General features: G+C 63.3%; 19 protein-coding genes. 10 read left to right on the top strand and 9 right to left on the bottom strand.

The features are described from left to right. Positions 1-93: 93 nt before the first annotated feature. Positions 94-1,566, bottom strand: coding sequence for an exopolyphosphatase (ppx, locus tag HMJ39_RS14625; protein WP_407645836.1), 1,473 nt, complete (start codon positions 1,564-1,566; stop codon positions 94-96). 186 nt (positions 1,567-1,752) lie between these two features. Between ppx and trxA the strand changes: the two genes are divergently transcribed. Continuing rightward, the gene (trxA, locus tag HMJ39_RS14630) at positions 1,753-2,079 is read left to right on the top strand and encodes a thioredoxin TrxA (RefSeq protein ID WP_161386184.1); all 327 of its coding nucleotides are present in this window, start codon (positions 1,753-1,755) and stop codon (positions 2,077-2,079) included. Positions 2,080-2,538: 459 nt separating this feature from the next. Next, positions 2,539-3,798 carry a transcription termination factor Rho gene (rho, locus tag HMJ39_RS14635; protein ID WP_194297859.1) on the top strand — a complete coding sequence of 420 codons (1,260 nt, stop codon included), beginning with the start codon at positions 2,539-2,541 and terminating at the stop codon, positions 3,796-3,798. A 201-nt stretch (positions 3,799-3,999) separates the two neighbouring features. Here rho and HMJ39_RS14640 read toward each other — a convergent pair whose 3' ends face one another. Continuing rightward, the gene (locus HMJ39_RS14640) at positions 4,000-4,320 is read right to left on the bottom strand and encodes a hypothetical protein (protein WP_194297860.1); all 321 of its coding nucleotides are present in this window, start codon (positions 4,318-4,320) and stop codon (positions 4,000-4,002) included. Positions 4,321-5,555: 1,235 nt separating this feature from the next. On the opposite strand from HMJ39_RS14640, the gene HMJ39_RS14645 reads away from it, so the two are divergent. Continuing rightward, positions 5,556-6,497, top strand: a complete 942-nt coding sequence (locus tag HMJ39_RS14645) for an IS5 family transposase (RefSeq protein ID WP_194297861.1) — start codon at positions 5,556-5,558, stop codon at positions 6,495-6,497. A gap of 140 nt (positions 6,498-6,637) precedes the next feature. Here HMJ39_RS14645 and HMJ39_RS14650 read toward each other — a convergent pair whose 3' ends face one another. From HMJ39_RS14650 to HMJ39_RS14665, 4 genes are all read right to left on the bottom strand, one after another. Beyond that, the gene (locus HMJ39_RS14650) at positions 6,638-7,234 is read right to left on the bottom strand and encodes a PIN domain-containing protein (RefSeq protein WP_194297862.1); all 597 of its coding nucleotides are present in this window, start codon (positions 7,232-7,234) and stop codon (positions 6,638-6,640) included. Between the two features lie 127 nt (positions 7,235-7,361). Next, entirely contained in the window at positions 7,362-7,982 is a 621-nt protein-coding gene (locus HMJ39_RS14655) for a hypothetical protein (protein ID WP_194297863.1), read from the bottom strand. Between the two features lie 159 nt (positions 7,983-8,141). Further along, a complete protein-coding gene (locus tag HMJ39_RS14660; RefSeq protein ID WP_194297864.1) occupies positions 8,142-9,347 on the bottom strand; it encodes an ISL3 family transposase in 1,206 nt (401 codons plus the stop codon). 72 nt (positions 9,348-9,419) lie between these two features. After that, positions 9,420-9,677, bottom strand: a complete 258-nt coding sequence (locus HMJ39_RS14665) for a hypothetical protein (protein WP_194297865.1) — start codon at positions 9,675-9,677, stop codon at positions 9,420-9,422. Between the two features lie 416 nt (positions 9,678-10,093). Here HMJ39_RS14665 and ubiD point away from each other — a divergent pair, with 416 nt between their 5' ends. The 5 genes from ubiD to HMJ39_RS14690 all read left to right on the top strand — a co-directional run bounded on the left by ubiD (position 10,094) and on the right by HMJ39_RS14690 (position 15,370). Beyond that, positions 10,094-11,563: a 4-hydroxy-3-polyprenylbenzoate decarboxylase gene (gene ubiD, locus HMJ39_RS14670; protein ID WP_194297866.1), complete on the top strand. Its 1,470-nt coding sequence runs from the start codon at positions 10,094-10,096 to the stop codon at positions 11,561-11,563. 63 nt (positions 11,564-11,626) lie between these two features. Then, positions 11,627-12,064, top strand: a complete 438-nt coding sequence (gene trxC / locus HMJ39_RS14675) for a thioredoxin TrxC (RefSeq protein WP_194297867.1) — start codon at positions 11,627-11,629, stop codon at positions 12,062-12,064. Between the two features lie 90 nt (positions 12,065-12,154). Continuing rightward, the gene (locus HMJ39_RS14680) at positions 12,155-13,522 is read left to right on the top strand and encodes a D-arabinono-1,4-lactone oxidase (protein WP_194297868.1); all 1,368 of its coding nucleotides are present in this window, start codon (positions 12,155-12,157) and stop codon (positions 13,520-13,522) included. Positions 13,523-13,527: 5 nt separating this feature from the next. Continuing rightward, complete coding sequence (locus tag HMJ39_RS14685) at positions 13,528-14,808, top strand: alanine racemase (RefSeq protein WP_194297869.1); 1,281 nt, start codon at positions 13,528-13,530, stop codon at positions 14,806-14,808. Between the two features lie 208 nt (positions 14,809-15,016). Beyond that, positions 15,017-15,370: a NirD/YgiW/YdeI family stress tolerance protein gene (locus tag HMJ39_RS14690; RefSeq protein ID WP_194297870.1), complete on the top strand. Its 354-nt coding sequence runs from the start codon at positions 15,017-15,019 to the stop codon at positions 15,368-15,370. Positions 15,371-15,415: 45 nt separating this feature from the next. Here the strand turns inward: HMJ39_RS14690 and creD are convergent, their stop codons facing one another. From creD to creB, 3 genes are all read right to left on the bottom strand, one after another. Continuing rightward, positions 15,416-16,744, bottom strand: a complete 1,329-nt coding sequence (gene creD / locus HMJ39_RS14695; protein WP_194297871.1) for a cell envelope integrity protein CreD — start codon at positions 16,742-16,744, stop codon at positions 15,416-15,418. Positions 16,745-16,825: 81 nt separating this feature from the next. Beyond that, entirely contained in the window at positions 16,826-18,241 is a 1,416-nt protein-coding gene (creC, locus tag HMJ39_RS14700; RefSeq protein WP_194297872.1) for a two-component system sensor histidine kinase CreC, read from the bottom strand. Continuing rightward, on the bottom strand, positions 18,238-18,906 hold the full coding sequence (gene creB / locus HMJ39_RS14705) for a two-component system response regulator CreB (RefSeq protein WP_323370918.1): 669 nt from the start codon (positions 18,904-18,906) through the stop codon (positions 18,238-18,240). The genes creC and creB overlap by 4 nt, the downstream gene beginning before the upstream one ends. Before the next feature lie 145 nt (positions 18,907-19,051). On the opposite strand from creB, the gene glcD reads away from it, so the two are divergent. Then, on the top strand, positions 19,052-20,545 hold the full coding sequence (gene glcD, locus HMJ39_RS14710; protein WP_194297874.1) for a glycolate oxidase subunit GlcD: 1,494 nt from the start codon (positions 19,052-19,054) through the stop codon (positions 20,543-20,545). Beyond that, positions 20,545-21,600: a glycolate oxidase subunit GlcE gene (gene glcE, locus HMJ39_RS14715; RefSeq protein WP_194297875.1), complete on the top strand. Its 1,056-nt coding sequence runs from the start codon at positions 20,545-20,547 to the stop codon at positions 21,598-21,600. Before glcD ends, glcE begins: the two co-directional genes overlap by 1 nt. The last annotated feature ends 4 nt before the right edge of the window (positions 21,601-21,604 follow it).

Raw genomic sequence — 21,604 nt, forward strand, 5'->3', positions numbered from 1 at the left:
GAAGACCGATACCCCGTTCGATTCGGCCCGCCTTTTTCAAACCGCTGGCCTGCAAAACGCTTGACCGCGAACAGGGTATCTACAAGGGCGGTGCTACAGGATCGTCAGAGTGTAATCCGCCGCCTGGAAGTACTCCTGTTCCTGCTCCAGGTCCGCCTGGGTCAGCGGATGCTCCTCCAGCCAGCCGGCCGGGAACGCCAGCGTCAGGGCGCGCTCGTCAGCGCTCAGGGTGAGCGGCGGCACCGGGGCATCGTTGCGGGCATGATGCAGCCGGCACGCAAGCCGCAGGATCAGACACAGCCGTAACCAGCGGGTCTGCTCGTCCTCGGGGCATTCGGCCAGGGTCGAGAGCGGCAGCTTGCGACGGTGACCGCGCACCAGCAGCGCCACCGCCTGCTGTTCTTCCCGGGAAAAACCGGGCAGATCCGAGTGGGTCACCAGATAGGCGCCGTGCTTGTGGAACTGGCTGTGGGACACCGCCAGCCCCAGCTCGTGGAGCAACGCGCCCCAGCGCAGCGTATCGGCGGCGCGCTCGTCATCCAGCCCCCAGGTGGCGGCCACCTGGTCATGGAGCCCCCGGGCGGTGGTCGAGACCCGCTCCGCCTGGGCCCGCTCCACGTGATAGCGGTTGAGAATCGCCTGGATGCTGCGCTCGCGCACGTCCTCATGGCTGAACCGACCGAGCAGATCGTAGAGCAGGCCCTCGCGCAGCGCGCCGCTGGACACCTGCATGTGCGTCAGCCCCAACTGCTCGAAAATACCCAGCAGGATGGCCAGACCGGAGGCGAAGATCGGCTTGCGGTCCTCGCGCAGCCCTTTCAGGGAGAGCGCATCCGAATTGCCCGCCTTGATCGCCTTGCGACGGGCCTTTTCCAGGCCTTCCAGGGAGACCCCCTCGACGCTCCAGCCATTTTCCTCGCACACCTGGGCGATCGCCTTCACCGTGCCGGACGCGCCCACCGCCTGGGCCCAGCCCAACCGCCGGTAGTTGGTCTCGATGGAAAGCACTTCCTGCCGGGCGGCGGTAACCGCCTTGCGAAACGCCGCCTCGGTGATGCGCCCCTCCGGAAAGAAGCGCTGGCCGTAGCTGACGCAGCCCATGTGCAGGGACTCGGTTTCGGCGGCCTCGAAACGCTCGCCGATGATCAGCTCCGTGGAACCACCGCCAATGTCCACCACCAGCCGGGTGCCGGCGTCATCGGCCAGGCTGTGGGCCACCCCCAGATAGATCAGGCGCGCCTCTTCGCGGCCCGCCACCACCTCGATATCGTGGCCCAGCTGAGCCTCCGCGCGAGCGATAAAACGGCTTGAATTACGGGCCATGCGAAGTGTGTTAGTGCCCACTACGCGCACATTGCCCCGGGGCACGCCGGCGATCCGCTGAGCGAAGCGGCCCAGGCATTCCAGCGCCCTTTCCTGGGCGGCGGCGTCCAACTGATTATCCGGCGTCAGGCCGGCGCCGAGCTGCACTTTTTCGGAGAGGCTTTCCAGAATCCGCACCTCGCCCTGGGCCTGGCGGGCCACCACCATGTGGAAGCTGTTCGACCCCAGATCGATGGCGGCCATGTGTTCGGGTTGTCGCAAAACCGTCCTCCTCGGCGGATTCGGCCGGCGCCTCCATAGGCGGCCGCTGTCGGCACCATTGCCCGGCGCGCTTGAAATCCGCGCCCCAGACCCTGATATTAATGACCCTCTGCATTGCCATGATCGCATGGCGTGCCCCACATCCCGCGAGCCTAGCAGGAGATTTCAATGAGCGGCGAGATTATCAACGTGACCGACGCGGATTTCGAGGAGAAAGTCCTGAAAGCCGACGGCCCGGTTCTGGTGGACTACTGGGCGCCCTGGTGCGGCCCGTGCAAGATGGTGGCGCCGATCCTGGAGGATCTCTCCGGCGAATACGCGGACAAGCTGACCATCGCCAAGCTGAACATCGACGACAACCCGGAAACGCCCAAAAAATACGGCGTACGTGGCATCCCCACCCTGACCGTGTTCAAGAACGGCGACGTGGAAGCCACCAAGGTGGGCGCGCTTTCCAAGTCCCAGCTCACCGCCTTCCTGGACAGCACGCTCTGAACCGGGACCGGTAACCGGCCCAGCCCCGTGGGGACCAGCGCAAATGGTTGGCTTCACGGGCTGGACAGCCCCCGAACCCGATGGTACATTCCCGAATCAGCGTATTCGCACCCTCTGGCAGGGATCACCGTTTTGTCCGTTTTGCGCCTTTCCGGCAAACGTCCTTAACGGGGTAATCACCGCCGCCGGCCCCTGAGAATCAGGCCCCGCCGCACGGTGATTCGCAAGGGTCACATCTTTACTCGTTCCCGTTTGATGCGTCAGGCCATGTCCGGCCCCCCTTATTGCTTTGGTAAGGGCCGCCGAAACAGGGCCCAGCGAATGCACGCCATTTTTGGATCCGAAAAACGAATCAATTAGAGCATCCCGAGGCCCGTCGGCCCGGATGCGCCGGACCATCGAGACACCACCCCATGGTGCATCCCGTCAATTCATTTCTGGACACCCTGTAAAACTCCAATGAATCTAACCGAACTGAAACAGAAGCCGATCGGCGAACTGCTGGATATTGCCAAGGAACTCGGCCTGGAGAACCTGGCGAGAACCCGCAAACAGGACGTAATCTTCTCCATCCTCAAGAAAGCCGCCAAGAACGGCTCCGACATCTACGGCGACGGGGTTCTGGAGATCCTGCAGGACGGGTTCGGTTTCCTCCGCTCCGCGGAAGGCTCCTACCTGGCCGGCCCGGACGACATCTACGTCTCCCCCAGCCAGATCCGGCGCTTCAACCTGCGCACCGGCGACACCATTTCCGGCAAGATCCGGCCCCCCAAGGATGGCGAACGCTACTTCGCCATGCTCAAGGTCAACGAGATCAACACCGACCGCCCGGAAAACGCCAAGAACAAGATCCTGTTCGAGAACCTGACGCCGCTGTTCCCCACGGAACGCTTCGTCATGGAAATCGGCAACGGCTCCACCGAGGACATCACCGCCCGGGTGATCGACCTTGTGGCGCCGATCGGCAAAGGGCAGCGCGGCCTGATCGTCGCCCCGCCCAAAGCCGGTAAGACCATGCTCCTGCAGAACATCGCCCACTCCATCGCCCGCAACAATCCCGAAGCCCACATGATCGTGCTGCTGATCGACGAGCGGCCCGAGGAAGTGACCGAGATGTCACGCACGGTGCGCGGCGAAGTGGTGGCCTCCACCTTCGATGAACCGCCGGCCCGCCACGTGCAGGTCGCCGAGATGGTGATCGAGAAAGCCAAGCGGCTGGTGGAGCATAAACAGGACGTGGTGATCCTGCTCGACTCCATCACCCGTCTGGCGCGCGCCTACAACACCGTGCAGCCCAGCTCCGGCAAGGTGCTCACTGGTGGTGTCGACGCCCACGCCCTGGAAAAACCCAAGCGCTTCTTCGGCGCCGCCCGGAACATCGAGGAAGGTGGCAGCCTGACCATCCTCGCCACCGCCCTGGTGGAAACCGGCTCCAAGATGGACGAAGTGATCTACGAGGAGTTCAAGGGCACCGGCAACATGGAACTGCACCTGGACCGCAAGGTCGCCGAGAAGCGCGTGTTCCCGGCCATGAACATCAAACGCTCCGGCACCCGCCGCGAGGAGCGACTGGTCAGCGAGGACGAACTGCAGAAAATGTGGATCCTGCGCAAGGTCCTGCACCCCATGGACGAAATCGGCGCCATGGAATTCCTCATCGACCGCATGAAGCAGACCAAGACCAACGCGGAGTTCTTCGACTCCATGAAGCGCAAGTAACACCGGCGGTCTTTCCGCAAGACCCCGTAACGCAAAACGCCCCGGTCATCGCCGGGGCGTTTTGCGTTTGAGACTGTGTTCATAACGCTCACGCACGCTCAAACGCCGGTGTTCAGCCGTGCCCTTGTAGCGCCGCGGAAAGGGCACCCGATGGATGGGTTACTCGGGCCGGAACGAACTGAAACAGCTGGTCAAGCAAAGTTAATCCCAACCAGACCGCTTGGGGTCCGTTTGTTCCCGAAATTCGTCTGATAATTCCGCGAGCAAGGATTCTTCAGCAAGGCCCCTAGTGCGAATTACCGTGAGCTGCATCGGGGCATTGGAGCGGCTGTGATCATCAAATATTGACGACATTTCCCTGTCGCGGTTTTGAACAAGCTTGTAAAGCCGTCGATAGCGATTGTGAACATGGTCGTCCGAGTTGGAGATGACGTCTTCAAACTCGTCAAGAGCCTGAGTGCAGAACCGCTCAATGGCTCTTTCCTTTATGGCCTTGAACTTCTTCCAATCACTCTCTTTCATGGCTCCCTCTTGTGGCCAACGTCCTTAAAAACCGGCACCGCAGGCGTCCGAGTGCCGTCCATTGTTAACGCGCCCTTTTCCACAATACGTCATAGAAGAGCATACGAAACCGAAGCCGGGACAATGATGCCTAACAGAAGCACAGCCCCTACCCGCTTAAACAGCCCTTCTGGCCATCTCCATATTATGCTGACCAGCCCGAGCGAAGCGATTCCTGCTGGAATCAAACCTTGAGCCTTGAATACAGCGGCCATCCATAGCACGTATAGCCCCAAAACCGGCAAGAGAAAAATTAATCTCGAAAGTTCCTTTCCTTCTTCCAACCACTGAGACTCCGTCTCCTTCACGGGCCCCCTGGCCCATGAACCCTTTCGTTTCCGCATTTTTCCCTCGACTTTTTTAGCACTAACGCCTGCGTTAAGGCGCACTTGAGTCGATGGCCGCGTTTGCAGTAGCAAACGTGGGTAGCGAGTCAAATGTCGCCTGCAACACTTTGCTAGTCCTGGCCTTCAGCAAGGTCCACCCCGCCAAATTCAGCAACGATGCTTGGCGACCACAATCGCCAGGCGATCCATCCCAATAAGGTCGACATGCCAAGCGCAACTAACGCCGTCGCCACCCTCATTACCTTCATCATGGATTCGAAGTGAGCTTGAAACTCCGACGGAGCGTCCGGTGGAATGGGCATTTGCGACATGAAGGTTTGTTGAAGAACCAGCCCTCCAAGATTCCAAAACACTCCGAGAAGCATGAGGGCGATGAACGTGATGCGAGCCCAATTTTCCTTTTAAGGAGGCCGACGGAAGATGCAAGAGTGCCCAGACACACGGCCAGAAATGCTGCAAATATGAGTTCAATGTGTCCAAACATGAACATTGCTGCGGCTGGCATTTGTTCCACGGCTTGACCTGACATGTGTTGCTTCATCTCATCCATTGGCATTGCGAGGTGCAACATCAAGTTCTGAAGAAGCGCAATTAATGAGGCAAAACCACTTAGCACAATAAAGATCCACGCAACCACGGTTACAAAGTTAGAGCGGGGAGTGCTTGCGATAGACATTGATCTTTTCCTCGGAGGGGCTAACGCCAGCCAGCACGCGGCTACGGAATTGAGGCGAAGCCACAATGCAGTAGGCGTCGCGTGCCTGGCCTTATTAGGGCTAGGGAACCTCTGAAAAACTCCCCGACTTTGCCATAATCAGGACTTTCTCTCAGCCACTAGCCGGAACTGCCATGAGCCAGCTGACCTTTGCCGAAGCCGAATACGAACACAAGAAGCGCAAGACCCGGCGGGAAGTGTTCCTTGAGAAGTTGGATCAGTTGCTACCCTGGAAGGCGCTGGAGTCTACGATTGCTGTCTATTATGCCTCTGGCAGCACTGGCCGGCCGCCGTATGCGCTATCGAGCATGCTGCGCATCCATGTCATGCAGATCATCTACAACCTGAGCGATCCGGCGATGGAAGATGCCTTGTATGAAATCGAGTCCATGCGCCGTTTTGCAGGGGTTCGCCTCTCTCGGGTTCCTGATGAGACAACGATCCTGAACTTCCGACACTTGTTGGAACAGCACAATCTTGGCAAGAAGCTGTTCAAGAAGATCAACCGCCAGTTGGCACGACACGGGCTGATGGTTCGTGAAGGCAGCATCGTTGATGCGACGATTATCGAAGCCCCCAGCTCGACGAAGAACAAGGAAAAGGCCCGTGATCCGGAGATGCATCAGACCAAGAAAGGCAATCAATGGCATTTTGGGATGAAGTGTCATATTGGTGTCGATGACACAGTGGGTCTGATTCATAGTCTTGCCACTACTGCCGCCAATGAACATGACCTGACGGCATCAGGCCAGCTTCTGCATGGCAAAGAGAAGCGGGTCTGGGGAGATGCGGGTTATTGCGGTATCGAGAAACGCGAAGAGCACAAGAGACGTAAAGTGGATTGGTTTATCGCTGAGCGGCCGGGTAAGCGCGCCACGATGTCGAAGGTGGCAAAGGAATGCGAAACCATCAAAGCCAGCGTGCGGGCCAAGGTGGAGCATCCCTTCCGAGTGATCAAAGGCATGTTCGGCTACAGCAAGGTTCGCTACCGGGGGCTGGCGAAGAATACCAACCGACTCTATTTTCTAGCGGGGCTGCACAACCTGTTGAGAGTGAAACGGGTGTTGCTGCCCTAGGGGCAGTGCGCCTGATTGCCGCCAAAACGCGGCAATCAGGCGAAAAAATGAACACTCAAGAGTGAGTTGTGGCCACCATTTGATGGTAGAAGCTGATTGAAAACCGCAAACGTCAAAAGAAGGAGTTATTCAGACCTTCCCTAGTGCAGCAATTGGCACGAAACATTGCCATTGTTCACCTTTATGTACTTACGCTGCTCAAGGTCTTTCACAATTGAGCTCAGCTGCTGTTCAGATAGCTTCTCTGTTAAAAGGGAATTGATGGTGTTGGAGAGTGTCTTCACTTTGCGGGGTCGAGATTGACCCCGGCCTGCCAGGTTTTTTACGATGGCAGACACCATATCGTCGGTAGAGGTAGCCGTTGACATTCTTACTACGGGAATTTCAGCCAAGTCTCGCTCACGCTGGATTTTGATACCACGCGATTTGAGATGCTTTATCAGCGTGTCAAAACCAGTATCGCGGGAGATGATGTGAAAGTCGGCTCCCGAGTCCTGTGCCGCCAACTCGCCAATGTAATAGGCGATGTGAAAGTCGAGAGCATTTTTGCCGATTCCCGTAATTTTGATATACCGCGCAGCATCCCCAAGGCCCTGCATCGCTGCGGCCAGATCAAACGGTATCTTTACTTGGTTAGCACCAACGAAAACAACCACCTTGAAAGGGTGATGCTTGAGAACCTCCAGGTTACTGGGCTGTACATTCTCAAAATCTATCAGAACATAGTTTGTTGCCAAGCAGACTCTCCTTGTTTTTGGGCCTAACGCTTTTCTTCAGCGGCCAAGTCGTGCTGGCGTGTCTTTTGCGCTTTTTGCAAAAGACATGACAGTACGACTTGGTCCGACTGTAAGAATTTGTTAGAACTTACCACACCACAAGCCCCCTAGCCCCAGACGAAAAGCGTTGTGCAAATTCCCAGAATCCTTCGAAGCGCTGATTGCTTACCCAATTTATCCCATCGCTCTCCGAGAATCGTTGTTCTACTAAACTACTAAAGCTAATGGCGCCAATCTCTACTGGCTCAGAATGAAATACAGCCTTCCCTGGCGTGACATAGACGTTGTGACATCCGTTCTTACGCAAGCTGCCATCACTCTTTGTGGGAGGGCCTACCGACTTCAATGATGCGACGTCCACGAGCCACGTATGCGAGAGCAGATCTGGGTTTTTCTTAAGCTCAAGAGTGTTGCCAACAAGTGGGAATGCGTAAAAGACAGACCGCTGAAATGAATTAACTTGATTTCGTAGGGCATCAAGCTGGTAGTGAGGGGCCATAAACACACGCCTCTTTGATTTAAGAACACGATTTGATGCCTTAAATTGGAAAATCAATAAGCGTCCACCAAGCTCCGTACAAGCGTCAAATCCGGCCTTCGCCTCTTGCTTTTGAGTAAGGCCAAACCAAAACAGCTGCTGTGTGGCGCTTACTTTTTGAGAGGCCTGTGCGCATATATTCAATTCCAGAGTTTTTTCTGAAAGCTTCACGTTCTGCGATCTTCCTTGTGAGTTCTAACGCCTTGCTTTGGGGCAGCCGAAACAGAGCGAAGCGGCGAGTAGGCTGTCCCAGCCACGAAGTGGCGACAACAGCAACTTGTTAAGTTTTTGCATTACGCTACTTAATCTCATTGACTGCTTTTTTTTGGTTCATCGCGGATTACCGGGAAAGGCGGCTTTGATCTTTAGGAAGAAGTAGTCGCTGTCCCGGTAGCCATAGGCCATGCGCTTGATGACCTTGATGCGGTTGTTCATGCCCTCCAGCACGCTGGTATTGAGGCGATAGGTGGCGCTGGCGATGATGCCCTCGGCGTAGGGCTTCAGACGCCGGGCGAAGCGGATCAACGGCGCCAGACCACTGGCCTGGGCCATGTTGAACCACCGTGTCCAACGCCACCGGGCGGCCCGTTCGGTGCGGGCGTACCAGAGTTCCTTGAGCTGGCTCTTCATCAGATACACCACCATCAACGGCTGATTCAGATCCAGTAATGTCTTCAGCTCGTCCGCTTGATCAGCCTTCAGGTTCTCTGGGTTGCGCAGCAGCAACCAGCGTGAGCGCTTCACGGCCCGCCGTGCGGGCTTGTCCTGGCGCAATTGGTTGGCCTGATCCACCCGGACCCGGTCGATCACCTCCCGACCGAACTTGGCGATCACATGGAACAGGTCGTAGACCACCCGGGCCTTGGGGCACCAGGCCTGTACCTCCAGGTCCATGGCGGTATTCATGTCCATCGCCACCGCCTCGATATGTTCGCAATGAGGCCCCAACCACTTGAAGCAGGGACGGACCGCCTCGCGGGATCGACCTTCACCCACCCACAGCACCTGCCGGGTCTCGGCATCGATCGCCACGCTGGCATAACGGTGGCCCTTGAACAGGGCGAACTCGTCCATAACCAAGTAACGGACCAGACTGAGGTCTGGCTCGGGCAGGTCCCGGGCCAGCCGGGCCTTATCGAGGGTCTTGAGGGTGTGCCAGTGCAGCCCGGTAAGGCCGGCGATCTGCTTGATCGGCAGGAGGGTCAGCAAGACCTCGACGTGCTGACGTAGTCGGTGGGTGATGCGAGACCGGGGCTCAAGCCAGGACAATGCTTCCCGGCCAACACCGCACGTGGCGCAGCGTACCCGCCTTATTGGCACTGACAACCAAACCCGATACTCGAACAGGTCCCGGTCCCGAATGCGGCGTACTGTGGTGTCGTGGATCAGGGGGCAGGATCGCCGGCAGCCTGGGCAGCGAGGCGGCACTTGAGGGTCAGGAACCAGGTGAATTAGGCACTCGGAACCGGAGAGCGGAACGAATTGGGTGGCGATAAAGCCTTCCCAGCCCGAGCCGGGGAACGTAGCATCAACCATGGCGGCAGTGTCCTTGTCTCGTTATTTGGTCGCACAAACAACTTAACTCGGTTCACTGTCCGCCCCTACCTCTTAGTTCCCCTGTTTACTGACTTCTGAATCGGCCCGTCGCGCCCCAGACCGGGGAGCGTTCCCGCTAAAGCGCGATGAACCTTTTTTTAACGCATCCAAAACGTTCGGTTTATGTGCAGCACCGACCCAAGTGTATGGCTTATTTCCCATAATTCCAGCATTTGCATCTTCAACCAGCTTATCGATATCGACCCCCTGCGATTTGGCCTCACTTAGTACGGCTGCAAGAGCCTGCTCATATACATTCACTTCAGACATATTTTCTCCTTATACTTAATTTTGTGATTCTTTACAGGGAAACTTAACAGGTGGACGCCGGCTCGAATATCCAATGAACGCGCCAGCGTCATATCCCAGCTTTCGTATTTTTATATAAACCCGAATAAATCAGATATTTCATAAAGTTACAAACCTTTCACGTGGGGTCCGTCCCCGTTCGCGTGACCGCTGTGTTTTCCAATATCAATCATACTGTCCGTGTGGGCTACGGCCGGGGCGGTCGGCCGGGGCTCCGTTTCTGTCGCGGTCTTCACGGCGTTTATCGCGACTGAAGCGGAGTGCCGCCCAGTCGCTCCTACACAGGCCTGGGGAGGGCGGCGGGGGCGGCATGGCATCGTGGACGGCGGATGGGCTGTTATACTGCCGCCACCTTGTAGCCGGCGAGACCGTTTTTCATGAAATACCGCGATCTTCGTGACTTCATCCAGCAACTGGAACAGCAGGGCGAGCTGAAACGCATTACCGCCGAGGTGGACCCGCGTCTGGAGATGACGGAGATCTGCGACCGCACGCTGAAGGCGGGCGGGCCGGCGTTGTTGTTCGAGAACCCGAAGGGCTCTTCGATTCCGGTGTTGGGCAATCTGTTCGGCACGGAGCGGCGGGTGGCGCTGGGTATGGGTCGGGATTCGGTGCAGGAGTTGCGCGAGCTGGGCGAATTGCTGGCGTTTCTTAAGGAGCCGGAGCCGCCCAAGGGGTTCCGCGATGCTTGGGAGAAGCTGCCGATTTTCCGCAAGGTGCTGAGCATGAGCCCGAAGGTGAGTGGCAGTGGGCCTTGCCAGCAGCAGGTGATCGAGGGCGAGGACGTGGATCTGGGCCAACTGCCGATCCAGACCTGCTGGCCGGGCGACGCCGGGCCGCTGGTGACCTGGCCGCTGGTGATCACCCGGGGGCCGCACAAGGAGCGCCAGAACCTGGGCATCTACCGCCAGCAGCTGATCGGTCGTAACAAGCTGATCATGCGCTGGCTGGGACACCGGGGCGGGGCGCTGGATTTCCAGGAGTGGCAGGAGGCGCACCCGGGCGAGCCGTTCCCGGTGGCGGTGGCCTTGGGGGCGGACCCGGCCACCATCCTGGGCGCGGTGACGCCGGTGCCGGACAGCCTCAGCGAGTACGCCTTCGCCGGCCTGCTGCGCGGCAGCAAAACCGAGCTGGTGAAGTGCCTGGGCTCGGATCTGCAGGTGCCGGCCAGCGCCGAGTTCGTGCTGGAGGGGCATATTTATCCCGGCGAGATGGCGGACGAGGGGCCGTTCGGCGACCACACCGGTTATTACAATGAGGTGGAGCGTTTCCCGGTGTTCACCGTGGAGCGCATCACCCACCGCCGCGATCCGATCTATCACAGCACCTACACCGGCCGGCCGCCGGATGAGCCGGCGGTGCTGGGCCTGGCCATGAACGAGCTGTTCGTGCCGATCCTGCGCAAGCAGTTCCCGGAGATTGTGGATTTCTATCTGCCGCCGGAGGGCTGCTCCTACCGCATGGCGGTGGTGACCATGAAGAAGCAGTATGCCGGCCACGCCAAGCGGGTGATGATGGGCGTGTGGTCGTTCCTGCGCCAGTTCATGTACACCAAGTTCGTGATCGTCTGCGACGACGATGTGAACGCCCGCGACTGGAAGGACGTGATGTGGGCGATCACCACCCGCATGGACCCGGCCCGGGACACGGTGCTGGTGGAGAACACGCCCATCGACTACCTGGACTTCGCCTCGCCGGTGGCGGGCCTGGGCTCCAAGATGGGCCTGGACGCCACCACCAAATGGCCCGGCGAAACCAGCCGCGAGTGGGGCACGCCCATCGCAATGGACGCGGACGTGAAGCAGCGCGTGGACGAACTCTGGGACCAGCTCGGCATTGACCTCTGACAGCGCTTGAAGCGGGTCCCGGCGCCATCATATAAACAAGATGCGTAACCGGAGACCCGCGTCATGTCCGACACCCTGACCCTGGGCTGCGCCCACTGCGGCGCGGTCAACCGCATCCCGGCGGCCCGCCGCGCCGACCGCCCGCGCTGCGGCAAATGCAAACGCCCCCTGTTCGAGGGCGCCCCGATCACCCTTACCAGCGCCAATTTCAGCGCCGTGGTGGAACGCTCGGAGCTGCCCGTGGTGGTGGATTTCTGGGCCAGCTGGTGCGGTCCCTGCAAGGTGATGGCGCCGGTGTTCGCCCAGGCCGCCGGCCGGCTGGAGCCGGACCTGCGCTTCGCCAAGCTCGACACCGAAGCGGAGCCGGCCCTGGCCGGGCGCTTTGGCATTCGCAGCATCCCCACCCTGATCGTGTTCCGCGAGGGCCGTGAGCTGGCCCGCCAGGCCGGCGCCATGCAGCCGGCGCAACTGGAGCAGTGGCTGGCCGCTTACCGGCTGTGACTCCCGGCCCCGGCGCGGACGGCCCCTGAGTCAATTGCGCTTCGCCGGGTGATTGGTACGATGGTTCCATAAAAACAAACGGGAACCATCATGGCTTTCAATCTTTCCCTGGACCGCCGCGGCTTTCTCAAGGCGCTGGCGGCCACCGCCGGGGCCGGCGCCGTGCCCGCCCTGGCCCGCGCCTCGGAGCAACCGGCCGGCGGCCAGTGGCAAAACTGGTCCGGTAACCAGAGCGCCCGCCCCCGGGATCTGGCCTACCCGGCCACCGAGGACGCCCTGAAGCAGCTGCTGGCCGCCACCTCCGGCACGGTACGCGCCTTCGGCGGCAGCCACTCGTTCAGCGGCGTGGTGCCCACCGACGACACCCTGGTCTCCCTGGAAGCCATGGCCGGCCTGCGCGGCCGCGATGGCGACGTGCTGCACTTCGGCGCCGGCACCCGCATCGCCCAGGCCGGCGCCCAGGCCTGGGGCGAGGGCCAGAGCCTGATCAACGAACCGGACATCAACCTGCAATCCCTGGCCGGGGCCATCGCCACCAGCACCCACGGCACCGGCCTGGGGCTGCCCAGCCTGTCCGCCCAGGTGGACGGCCTCACCCTGCTGGACATGGCCGGCCGGCGCCACCGGCTGACGGCGAAGGACGGCGAGCTGTTCGACGCCGCGCGCTGCTCGGTGGGCGCCCTGGGTCTGGTCACCGAGGTGTCCCTACGCACCACGCCCGCCTACCGCCTGGAGGAGCACACCTGGACCCTGCCCCTGGACGAGGCCATGGACTTCGTGGAGCGGGAAAAGGACAACTTCCGCAACATCGAATTCTTCGCCTTCCCCCTGGGCGGCACCGCCATCGTCAAGACCATGACGCCCACCGACCGGGAAGACGACAACCTGGCCCAGGACGACAGCAACGATCTGCTGGAAATGGTCTCCGAGCTGGCCATGCGCGCCGGCTGGCTGACTTCGACGCTGCAAAAACTGGTGACTTTCTTCGTTGAGGAGAACCGCCGCTGGGGGCCGGCCCACAAGATTTACGCCAACCGCCGCACGGTGCGCTTCAACGAGATGGAATACACGGTGCCCGCGGAGCGGGGCGTGGACTGCCTGCGCCAGGTGTGCGAGACGATCCGCGAGCGCGACATCAATGTGTTCTTCCCCATCGAGTTCCGCTACGTGGCCGCCGACGACACCCTGCTGTCCATGTTCAGCGGCCGCCCCGGCGCCAGCATCTCCGTGCATCAGTACTACAAGCAGGATTACCGGCCGCTGTTCGAGGCCACCGAGCCGGTGCTGCGGGAATGCCAGGGCCGGCCCCACTGGGGCAAGCTGCACGGCCTGGGGGCGGCGGAGCTGCGCGCGCTGTACCCGGGCTTCGACGATTTCCTGGCGATCCGCCGGGAGCTGGACCCGGAAGGCCGTCTGCTCAATGATCATCTGAAGCGTTTGTTCCTCGAAAACGGATAACAACCATGAAACGACGCACCTTTCTGCTCGCCCTCGGCGGCGGCCTGGCGGTGGCCTGGTGGCTCAAGCCCGGCGACCGGGGCGCGCCCCATCCGCCCTATTTCCAGGGCCTCAACGAGCTGCTGCGCAACCGGGGCCCGGGCCGGCCGGTGCTGCTTATCGACCGCCAGCGGCTGGCCGACAACTGCCGGCGCCTGATGGAACGCCTGCCGCCGGGCCGCGATTACCGCATCGTCGCCAAATCCCTGCCCAGCGTGCCGCTGATCCAGGCGGTGATGGCGGAGACCGGCAGCCGCCGGGCCATGGTGTTCCACCAGCCGTTCATCAATGCCCTGGCCGCCGCCGAGCCGGACTGCGACCTGCTGCTGGGCAAGCCCATGCCGGTGAACGCGGCGGCGCGCTTCTACGAGGAACTGCCGGCGGACGCCGGCTTCGACCCGGACCACCAGCTGCAATGGCTGATCGACAGCGAAGCCCGGCTGCGCGAATACCTGGCCCTGGCCCGGCGCCTGAACCGGCGCCTGCGCGTCAACCTGGAGCTGGATGTGGGCCTGCATCGCGGCGGGCTGGCCGAGCCCCATGAACTGGACGCCCTGATGTCGCTGATCGAGGCGCAACCGGAACACCTGGCCTTCAGCGGTTTCATGGGCTACGACGCCCACGTGGGCAAGGTGCCGGCGGTGCTGGAAAGCCGCGAGGAATCCCTGCGCAAAAGCCAGGCGGTGTACCAGGGCTTCATCGACCGGCTGTACCGCACCCATCCGCGCTACCAGGACCTGCCGCTCACCTTCAACGGCGCCGGCAGCCCCACCTTTGCCCTGCACGGCGACGAAACCCCGCTCAACGAACTGGCCGCCGGCTCCGCCCTGGTCAAACCCAGCGACTTCGACCTGGACACCCTGGCCGCCTTCGAGCCGGCGGCGTTCATCGCCACGCCGGTGCTCAAGGCCCGGGACGGCCTCGACCTGCCCGGCCCGGTGCCCCTCGGCGACGCCTGGACCCTGTGGGACCCGAACCGGCGGCGCACTTATTTCATCTACGGCGGTTACTGGAAAGCGCGGCCGGTGTCGCCGCCGGGCATCGAGAGCAACGAGTTGTACGGCATGAGCACCAACCAGATGATGTACAACGGCTCCCCGGCCACCGACCTGGAAGTGGGGGACCTGATCTTCTTCCGCCCCACCCAGAGCGAGTTCGTGCTGCTGCAGTTCGGTGATCTGGCGGCAATAGAGGACGGCGCCATTCAGGGGTGGTGGCCGCCGCTGCCGCAGGGCGAGGGGCCTTAGCGGTAATCGGGGTCGAGCCCTCCAGCTGAGACCGCGTCTCGGTGTAGGCCCGTGCCATCTTCATCGCGACTGAAGTCGCTCCTACAGCCCCCCACCCTATGGAGCCGCACCCCGGCTTTTAATGCTCCTTTACAACCACACCGCAACAAAGGGCCCTTTCGGCTGCCATACTCCTTACTCGTATCCGAGCGAACAAGGAGGATTTGCCATGAAAAAGCTGATCATCGCCGCCGCCCTGGCGGGTACCTTCTCCGTGGCCCACGCCGGCAACGCCATCCAGGCGGACAGCGCCGCCATCAAGCAAGGCATCGAGGAAGGCCAGATGGTGCACCTCAGCGGCGAGGTGGTGCAGGTCATGGAAGATGAACGTTACCTGCTGCGCGACACCGCCGGCACCATCGAGATCGAACTGGACACCGGCCTCACCGGCGACCGCCAACTGCAGACCGGGACGCGCCTGGATCTGGTCGGCGAAGTGGACCACGACGACGGCCGCACCCTGGTGGACGTGGAAGAAGTGAACGCCATGCAGGGTTCCGACGCCGCCACCATCGACGGCTGATCACGACCGCCACGGCCGGGGCAATGCCCCGGCCCGTTCTTTCCTTCACGAAGTACCTTGCTGACCACGAGCGTGGGCGCCCCAATCCACATGACGGGTCAGTAACATCACCGCCGCCAGCGTGGCGAACAGCAACAGCGATCCCATCAGCAAAGCATAGTCCTCGGCATTAAGGATGGCGTAGATCAACGCCAGCACCAGCCCCTGGGCGCCGGCGAACCCCCACCCCGCTTTACCGGAACGCAACACCGCGCTGAGATACACGCCGATCAGGCCGACACAGGCCAGCCCGCCGATGCCATAGGCCCAGGCGAAATCCAGATGTTCGCCCAACGCCACCAACAGCAGATAGAACATGGCCAGCGCCAGCCCCACCAGCAGATACTGCATGGGGTGCACGGACACGCGCCGCATCACCTCGAACAGGAAGAAAGCGGCGAAGGTCAGGCCGACGATCAGGTAGCTGTATTTCAGCGCCCGCTCGCTGGAAAGCAGGCCGGTGACCGGCTGCACCAGCTCCACCCGCAGCGCCTTGTCGCGCTCCTGGCAGCGGGCCGTGTCCCGGGCACAGGCGAGGGTGCTCGCCGCCGCCAGGCTGTTGGTGTACCAGCGCCCCATGAACCCCTGGTCGGAGATCTCCCGGTCCGCCGGCAGCAACAGGCCGGTGAACCCGGGGTGCGGCCAGTCGCCGCGCAGGGTCATGCGCGTTTCCTTGGCCAGGGGCAGGGCCGCCAGCGAGCGGCTGCCATTGAGGTTGAGGTCCACGGAAACGGTGAAGGGCCCGTTCAGTTCCCGGGGCAGCGGCGCCACCAGCACATTGCCGCCCAGGGCTTCCGGTATCTCGCCGGGCTCCAGCAACGGCAGGGTTCGTTCACCGATGCGCAGCCGGGGCCGTTCCGCCAAACCACGCAGATCGCCGACCCGCAATACCAGCAGCGCCGGGCCGCGATCGCGGACGGCGCGGTCGGACACCTGTTGCCAGTTTTCCGGAAAACGCGCTTCCAGGTTCAGGCCACTCTGGTAGACCGGTGTCCCGTAGATGCCCCGGTACAGGGTGCGGGTCTTGAGCTGCCCTTCGATGGTGAGGGTGTCCGGCACCTGGCTGGCCAGCTCGTGCCGGAACTCGGCGCGGGTACGGCGTTCGCCGCTTTCCTGGTCCTGGTAGGCGACCTCGTGGCGGCGCACCTGGGGCACCATGATGACCGGGCCGGATACCGTCTGCTCGCCGGCGTATTGGCGGCTGACCTCCTGGCTTACCATCGCCGCGCGCTGCTGGCGTTCGTTGATCTTCGCCTGGATCATCAGCAGCGGCGCCACCAACACCAGCATCAGGCCGGCGATGATCAGGATTTTCTTCAATGGACTCTGGGCCATGGTCGTCTCCCTTGATTCAGAGCGGCCAGCTTGCCCGGCGGGTGTGGGGGGAATGTGGGGGTTTCGTGTGCGAGGTGGAGGTTACTGCAGGCAAAGCGTGACGCGGACGCCGTGGTCGAGGTTTTCGACGCGCAGCCAGCCGCCGTGCAGCTCGGCGACTTCGCGGACCATGGCCAGGCCCAGGCCGGAGCTTTTCTCCTCGCCCGGCGCCGGCAGGGAATAGAAGCGTTCGCTGACGCGCGCCAGGGCGTAGTCCGGAATGCGCGGGCCGGTGTTGGTGACGGTGACGCCCCCGGTGTCCCCGTCGCGCCAGCCGGCCACCACCAGGGTGGAGCCGGCGTCGGCGAAGCGCAGCCCATTGTCGAGCAGGTTGAACAGCGCCAGCCGGGCGGTGTCCGGGTCCACGCGCAGTTCCGCTTCGCCCTCCAGGGCCACCTCCAGCCCCTTGCCATCCAGCAGCACCTGGCGGCTGCGGCGCCACTCCTCCAGCAACGGCGCCAGAGCCTGATCACGCCGGGGTGGCAGGCTTTCCAGTTTTTCCAGCCGCGCCAGCGCCAGCATGCGATCGAGCAGGTCACTGAGCCGCTGACTTTCGTGGACCACGTTGTCGGTGAGCCGGTGCAGGGCCGGGTCGCTGACTTCCTCGGCGAGGATTTCCCCGGCGCCGCGAATCGCCGCCAGCGGGCTTTTCATTTCGTGGGTGAGCATGGCGGTGTGGTTTTCCAGCCGGGCGCGCTCTTCCAGACGCCGGCGCATGGCGGTCACCGCCCGCGCCAGATCGTGGATTTCGTCGCGCACCCGGAAGCGCGGCGGCGCCGGCCGCCGGCCTTCCGCCACCGCCAGGGCATAGGCGCGCAGGCGCCCCACCCGGCGGCTGATCCACCAGGCCAGGCCGAGGCCCAGCAACAGGCACACCGCCAGGGCCATCCAGCCGTAGCGGATCAGCCGCGCTTCCGCCTGGGCCACGAACGGCTGAATCGAGGCGCCGGGCTTGCCCAGGGTCACCACCCCGATCAGGGCGCCGTCATGGCGCACCGGCGCCGCCACGTACAGCACCGAGGAGGTGGGATCGTCCGGGTCGGAGCGGGTGGTGCGGGCGCCGTACTTGCCCTGCAGGGTCAGCAGCACGTCGTTCCACTGCGAGAAATCCTCGCCCTCGTTCTCGCCCCGGGAATCGAAGCGCACCACGCCGCGGGCATCGGTGACGTACACATGGGTGTCGGTGCGGTTCTTGTCCAGGCCCCAGATGGTGGCGGCGGGGGCGCGGTCGGCGTAGCGCCGCAGGGCGCCGCGCAGGGCCGGGGTGATGATCAGCCGTTCGCCGTCCACGTCCGAGGCGATGATTTCCGCCAGCAGGTTGGCGGCGTCCACCAGGGTTTCCTCCGCCGACTGACGCACCAGGGGCTTGGCCTCGCCGAGCACCAGATCCATGGTGAACCAGCTCACCAGCCCCATGATAAGAAAGAAGATCAGCAGCAGCTGACGGCTCAGTTTCATGGCCGTTCCAGCACATAGCCCAGGCCGCGCCGGGTCACGATCCAGGCATCACCCCCCAGGGGCCTCAGCTTGGCGCGCAGGGTCTTGATGTGGGTGTCCACGGCGCGCTCGAAACTGTCCTCTTCGCTGCCGCAGATGTCCAGCAGCCGGGCGCGGCTGAACACCCGGCCCGGGTGCCGCACCAGGGCTTCCAGAATGCGGTATTCCGAGCGGGTCAGGGACAAGGGCTGGTCGCGGAACCAGGCCCGGGCGGCGTCCTCGTCCACCCGCCAGTCCAGCACCGGAGCGGCGTCGGCCGGCGCGCCCTGACGCTTGAGAATGGCGCGCACCCGGGCCACCACCTCGCGGGGGCTGAACGGCTTGGTCACATAGTCGTCGCCGCCCAGCTCCAGGCCCAGGATGCGGTCCAGTTCGTCCTCGCGGGCGGTGAGAAACAGCACCGGCACCTCGCTGTCGCGCCGCACCCGCTTGAGCACGTCGAAGCCGTTAATGTCCGGCAGGCCCACGTCCAGCACCATCAGCGCCGGCGCGTCGGCGGCCAGCACCGCCAGCGCCTGCTCGCCCCGTTCCACATGGGTCACCCGGAAGTGTTCCCTCTGGAGGGCGAAGCTCAGCGGCTCCGCCACCCTCGGTTCGTCGTCAACGATCAGAATGTGCGCCGTCACGGTGATCCCCGTTGCGAAAACGCGGTCATCATAGCACCGGCACGACGCCTTTCGACCAAAGTCGAGCCGGTCTTGCCGCCGCTCCGGGGCCGTTGCACACTGAATCCGGTCACCGCGATTCCAACAACAGCAGCCCGGCGGACCCATGCATTACGACGAACGGCTCGACGGCCCCCTCCCGGAAGTGGACAAGGCGGCCCTGCTCACCCGCCTGCGGCGGGACCTGCCCGATCTGCACCTGCTGCACCGGCGCGAGGACCTCACCCCCTACGAATGCGACGGCCTGTCCGCCTACCGCACCGTGCCCATGCTGGTGGCCCTGCCGGCGACCCTGGAGCAGGTGCAGGCGCTGATGCGCATCGCCAGCGAGGAAGGCGTACCGGTGGTGGCCCGGGGCGCCGGCACCGGCCTGTCCGGCGGCGCCCTGCCGCTGGAAAAGGGCATTCTGCTGGTGATGGCGCGCTTCAACCGTATCCTCGAGATCGACGCCGAGGCCGGTACCGCCCGGGTGCAGCCCGGCGTGCGCAACCTGGCCATTTCCCAGGCCGCCGCGCCCTATGGTCTGTACTACGCGCCGGACCCGTCGTCGCAGATCGCCTGCTCCATCGGCGGCAACGTGGCGGAGAACGCCGGCGGCGTGCACTGCCTCAAATACGGACTCACCGTGCACAACCTGCTGAAGCTGGAGATCGTCACCGTGGACGGCGAGTGCCTGACCCTGGGCAGCGACGCCCTGGATACGCCGGGCTTCGATCTGATGGCCCTGTTCACCGGCTCCGAGGGCATGCTCGGCATCGTCACCGAGATCACCGTGAAACTGCTGCCGGCGCCGCCCCGCGCCAAGGTGCTGCTGGCCAGCTTCGACAGCGTGGAAAACGCCGGCCAGGCGGTGGCCGACATCATCGCCGCCGGCGTCATTCCCGGCGGCCTGGAGATGATGGACAACCTGGCGCTGTGCGCCGCCGAGGATTTCGCCCGGGCCGGTTACCCCCGGGACGCCGCCGCCATTCTGCTGTGCGAGCTGGACGGCGTGGAAAGCGACGTGGACGAGGACTGCCAACGGGTGCGCGCGGTGATGGAAAACGCCGGCGCCACCGACATCCGCCAGGCCCGGGACGACGCCGAGCGCCAGCGCTTCTGGGCCGGCCGCAAGGCGGCCTTCCCGGCGGTGGGGCGCATCTCGCCGGACTATTACTGCATGGACGGCACCATCCCGAAACGGGAGCTGCCCAAGGTGCTGGCCGGCATCGAGGCGCTGTCCCGGGAGTACCATCTGCGCGTGGCCAACGTGTTCCACGCCGGCGACGGCAACATGCACCCGCTGATCCTGTTCGACGCCAACGACGAGGACCAACTGCACCGCGCCGAGGAGTTAGGCGGGCGCATCCTGGAGCTGTGCGTGGCGGTGGGCGGCAGCATCACCGGCGAGCACGGCGTGGGCCGCGAGAAGATCAACCAGATGTGCAGCCAGTTCGACGCCGACGAGATCACCTGCTTCCACGCGGTGAAAGCGGCCTTCGACCCGCAACGGCTGCTCAACCCGGGCAAGAACATCCCCACCCTGAACCGTTGCGCGGAGTTCGGCGCCATGCACATTCACCGGGGCGAACTGCCGTTCCCCGAGCTGGAGCGTTTTTGATGGGCGACCAGGCCGAAGCGCTGCTGGAGCGCGTGCGCGCCGCCCGCGCCGAGGGCCGCCCGCTGTGCCCCCGGGGCACCGGCGGCAAAAGCCACCTGGGCCGGCCGGTGGACGGCGAGGTGCTGGATACCCTCGGCCACAGCGGCGTGGTCCATTACGACCCCAGCGAGCTGGTGGTCACCGCCCGCGCCGGCACCCGGGTCAGCGAACTGATCGCCACCCTGGCGGAGCAGGACCAGATGCTGCCGTTCGAGCCGCCCCTGTTCGGCGGCGACGCCAGCGTCGGCGGCATGGTGGCCAGCGGCCTGGCCGGCCCGCGCCGGCCCTGGGCCGGTTCGGTGCGGGACTTCGTACTGGGCACCCGGGTGATCACCGGCGAGGGCCAGCACCTGCGCTTCGGCGGCGAGGTGATGAAGAACGTGGCCGGCTACGACCTGTCCCGGCTGATGGCCGGCAGCTTCGGCTGCCTGGGGCTGATCACGGAAGTGTCGTTCAAGGTGCTGCCGCGCCCGCGCGCCAGCCGCTCCCTGCAGCTCCGTCTCACCGGCGACCAGGCCCGGGACAACATACTCGGCTGGCGCCGGCGCGGCCTGCCGCTGTCCGCCGCCTGCCACGGCGGCGGGCTGCTGCGGCTGCGCCTGGAGGGCAACCAAGGCTCGGTGGAGGCGGCCGCCCGAGAGATTGACGGCGAGCCGCTGGCGGACGAACACTACTGGGACAAGCTGCGTGACCACCGGCTGCCGTTCTTCGACGGCGGCAAACCTTTATGGCGCCTGTCGCTGCCACCGGCGACGCCGGTGCTTGAGCTGCCCGGAACCCTGCTCAGCGACTGGGGCGGCGCCCAGCGCTGGCTGAAAAGCGACACGGACGCCGACACCCTCCGGCAGCTGGCGGCCAGCGCCGGCGGCTCCGCCACCCGTTTCAGCGGCGAGGAGCCAGAGGACGCGCCCTTCCACCCGCTGCCGGCCGCCCTGCTGCGCTATCACCAGACGCTGAAAGCCCGCCTGGACCCGGAGCGGATTTTCAATCCGGGCCGGCTCTATGCGGACCTGTAACCGG

It is taken from the genome of Alloalcanivorax profundimaris (genome assembly GCF_015265435.1).
GTDB classification, from domain to species: domain Bacteria; phylum Pseudomonadota; class Gammaproteobacteria; order Pseudomonadales; family Alcanivoracaceae; genus Alloalcanivorax; species Alloalcanivorax profundimaris.